The 2,730-nt window shown below is 67.9% G+C and carries 4 protein-coding genes; 2 read left to right on the top strand and 2 right to left on the bottom strand.

Features of this window, described 5'->3' with window-relative positions; translation table 11 throughout:
• Together Q7T09_RS13910 and Q7T09_RS13905 are read left to right on the top strand one after the other, a co-directional pair.
• Positions 1–316, top strand: a 316-nt coding sequence (locus Q7T09_RS13910) for a DUF1499 domain-containing protein (RefSeq protein WP_304700484.1), incomplete at its 5' end; no start/stop codon positions are given.
• A gap of 206 nt (positions 317–522) precedes the next feature.
• Complete coding sequence (locus Q7T09_RS13905; RefSeq protein ID WP_304700483.1) at positions 523–1,260, top strand: hypothetical protein; 738 nt, start codon at positions 523–525, stop codon at positions 1,258–1,260.
• Between the two features lie 150 nt (positions 1,261–1,410).
• Here the strand turns inward: Q7T09_RS13905 and Q7T09_RS13900 are convergent, their stop codons facing one another.
• Together Q7T09_RS13900 and Q7T09_RS13890 are read right to left on the bottom strand one after the other, a co-directional pair.
• Complete coding sequence (locus tag Q7T09_RS13900; protein WP_304700482.1) at positions 1,411–2,313, bottom strand: MBL fold metallo-hydrolase; 903 nt, start codon at positions 2,311–2,313, stop codon at positions 1,411–1,413.
• Positions 2,314–2,540: 227 nt separating this feature from the next.
• A partial coding sequence (locus Q7T09_RS13890; protein WP_304700480.1) for a beta-lactamase hydrolase domain-containing protein occupies positions 2,541–2,730 on the bottom strand: 190 nt, incomplete at its 5' end.

Below are 2,730 nucleotides of genomic sequence, written 5' to 3'. Positions count from 1 at the left end.
CGAGATCAACGCCGAGACCTGCGCCCAGGCCCGGCCCCTGCTGCTGCCCGCCGCCCCCGGCGCGGCCTATGCCAAGGCCAAGGCCGCCGTGGAGCAGGCGGGCCTGGCCCTGGTCACCGACGACCCCGCGAGCGGCCGCCTTGAGGCCACCGGCCGCAGCCTGGCCTTTGGCCTGAAGAACGACGTGGTGGTCCGCGTCCTGCCCGCCCCCCAGGGCGCCCGCATCGACGTCCGCGCCATCGGCCGCGCCCCCGTCCCCGACCTCGGCGCCAACTGCGCCCGGGTGACGGGGCTCATCGGGGCGATGCGGAGCTGATCTTCCACTTCGGCGCCGTTTGCTGCGGCGGCTCCGCAGGAAGTAGGGGGCGGTTCCGTTCACCGCGTCAGGCTTCGCCATTGCTCTCGCGTCGACGGCGTAACAGTCCCCGGAACTGCAGACGTTCCGATGTGTGCGATCCAGACGTGACATGCTGCCGCAGAACGCTCAGGCTTCGGCGCACGCAAGGTCATCCGGGGTCGTTCGTGAACCAGCATTCACTATCTGAGGCCACGACTCAGATCGATCAACTAGACCAACGCCTGCTTTGGACAGGCGCGGCAGCAAACGGCGCGCTACTTCTGGCCCTCATCGGGTTCGCCGGAAATAGCGACGACGGCGCGGGCGCGCTGCGCGATCTGACAATCCCCATCGCACTGGGGGTGCTCGGCTTCCTATTCGGAGGCACTGCAATCAGCTTCGGCGCGGTGCGATTGGCGCTCCGCCCTCTTGAGGCGCTGGCGCAACTCAGGATCGACCGAGCGAACCGCAACTCCGAGGGGTTCAAGGATGTGCTGTGCGCGCCATCTATGGACGCCGACGTGGCCCAGTTGGTCTGGGGCGACCAGGCTGACGATGAGGTGCGAAAGCTATTACACGGCCGTCTCGCGGCGGCTAAGGAGGCGTGGGAGAAGAGCCCTGGCGAGTTCGAGGAGGCGATGCAGTCGCTGACGAAACATGCCCACGAAGGGCTGTCTGTATTGAAGACGGCCCGGCGCTGGCTGGTTGCATCCTTCATCGCGGCCATGCTCGCAGTCACGGCGCTTCTTGCGCTCGCATGGATTCGGCAACCTGCGCCGTCAGAGACGCCGCCCTCATCAGCGGCCGAGCGATTGCCACCGTGTTCGAAAGGATCAGCCACTTGCGTGCCTTGGGAGCGCAAATGGAAGGAGGCACCGCCGGTCGGTATGGTGGTTCCTGCGCCCCACGACTCGCCGCGTTGAGACGCCGCAATCCGCATGTACGTCCACATCTCAGCCTGCATGGATTTCGGTGATTGACGCCCTGACCCCGGAACTTTGGTGCCAGTGCGCTCCACTTTCCTGGCGCCTTTCGGCGACGCTCCCGGGTTCCCCAGGCGCGCCGCCCCGCGATCAGGCCTTCAGCCGGTACTCGCTGTCCGGCCCCGGCGTCCCGTCCGTGGTCACTAGCCCCCGCCGCACCAGGTCGATCATGTGGCCCAGCACGGAGCGCGCCGCCGCCGGGTGTAGGCGCGGGTCCACGTCGGCATAGAGCACCGGCACCATGTCGCGGATCTTGCCGTGGCCCTCGGTGACCGCCTTCAGCACCTGGGCCTCGCGGGCCCGGCGGTGGGCGATATAGGCCTCGATGAAGGGGGTGACGTCGGTGATCGGCGGGCCGTGGGTCGGCCACAGGACCGAGAAGCCGCGAGCCTTCACCTTGTCCAGGCTCTCCATGTAGTCGGTCATGTCGCCGTCGGGCGGGGTGATCACCGTCGTCGACCAGCCCATGATGTGGTCGCCGGAGAACAGGGCGTTCTCTTCCCGCAGCGCATAGCAGATGTGGTTGGAGGTGTGGCCCGGGGTGGCGATGGCCTCGATGGTCCAGCCGGGACCCTCGATCACCTGGCCGCCGCCGCACAGGCTGACATCGGGGGCGAAGTCGTGGTCGTGGCCGGCCTCCATCCGCACGCCGCTGTCGTCGGTCGGGGCATGCGCCACCGCGCAGCCGTAGATCGGCGCACCGGTGCGGGCCTTCAGCGGCCCGGCCAGGGGCGAGTGGTCGGAGTGGTGGTGGGTGATCAGGATGTGGCTGACGCTCTCGCCGGGCTCCAGGGCGCCAAGGATCGCCTCCAGGTGGTCGTCCATGTCGGGGCCGGGGTCGATCACCGCCACCTGGCCGCGGCCGACGATATAGGTGCCGGTCCCCAGATAGGTGAAGGGCCCCGGATTGTTGGCCACCACCCGCCGGATCAGCGGGGAGACCTGGTCGACCTTGCCGTAGTCGAACTTGATCTCGCGGACATAGGGAATCATCGGGCAGTCCTTCTTTCGGCGCGGACCTTGCGCTGTGAGCCTCAATTCCAGTGATGTGAGGCGGTTATGGCGGCGCAGGCGGCGATGTTTGTTTCAAAACGGCTTCAGCGGGTGGTCTTCGCCCTGATGTGTCTCATGACGGCCCAACTGGTCCTGACCATGGCCAGCTGCGAGCCCGACGAACCGGCCCTGCTGGGCGCGGTCCGCGTGCCCATCTCGATGCCGGGCTAAACTGGCAGGACTCCGGTCAGGTCGTAGCCGGCCTGTTCCCCCAGTTTCACCAGCTCGTCGCGCGAGCGCGCGCCGTCCAGGGCCTCGCCCAGCGACCAGGTGATGATCGAGCGCGTGCCCGACCGGCAGAAGGCCAGGACCGGCCCCTCGGAATTCTCCAGGATCGAGCGCTCCTGCGCCACCTGC

Origin of the sequence: Phenylobacterium sp. (assembly GCF_030645195.1) — a bacterium.
Classification (GTDB): Bacteria; Pseudomonadota; Alphaproteobacteria; order Caulobacterales; family Caulobacteraceae; genus Phenylobacterium.
Note: the sequence above shows the minus strand (reverse complement) of the source record. Positions and strands in the feature narration are given on the sequence as shown.

Coding starts and splice junctions, on each gene's coding strand:
- Q7T09_RS13900 (WP_304700482.1), bottom strand. CDS start 2,313: ATGATTCCCTATGTCCGCGAGATCAAGTTCGACTACGGCAAGGTCGAC.